Consider the following 433-nt stretch of genomic DNA (forward strand, 5'->3'; position numbering starts at 1 on the left):
ATAAGAGACACGCCTATAAGTAACGCGACCGCCAAAACTATTTTTTTCATATCATTTGGCCTTTAATTTTTTAAATCTATTTGGCATGTCAGTGCCTCGACGAGCCTTGCCATATATCTCTAGCACGCCGGCCTCTATTTTAGAATGATCCGCACCCCAAGTTGCAGGATCAGGCTTTACATTTGGATTTCCCGCAATATATGAATGTACAGCAGCCTTTATATCAGTTACCACATAAGCTGGCTTATTAACGTGCTGATCGAGGACAGTTGCACGCCCAAGCTCTGACTTAAAATAATCAGATACCTTTCCGACGATCTTACCGTCAGTTATTTTTATATTCATCACCTTTTTCAGACGTTTTACAAAGTCTGATACTTGATGCTCTAAGAATCTCTCATGCTTGATAGCCTTTATGATTGCAGCTAGTGGC

Annotated in this window: 1 protein-coding gene; it reads right to left on the reverse strand. The window is 40.6% G+C overall.

The window, feature by feature from the left end:
• Positions 1 to 51: 51 nt before the first annotated feature.
• Positions 52 to 433, reverse strand: a 382-nt coding sequence (locus JHD59_RS22220) for a hypothetical protein (RefSeq protein WP_199155865.1), incomplete at its 5' end; no start/stop codon positions are given.

The sequence above is a fragment of the Chromobacterium sp. ASV23 genome (genome assembly GCF_016428945.1).
Classification (GTDB): domain Bacteria; phylum Pseudomonadota; class Gammaproteobacteria; order Burkholderiales; family Chromobacteriaceae; genus Chromobacterium; species Chromobacterium sinusclupearum.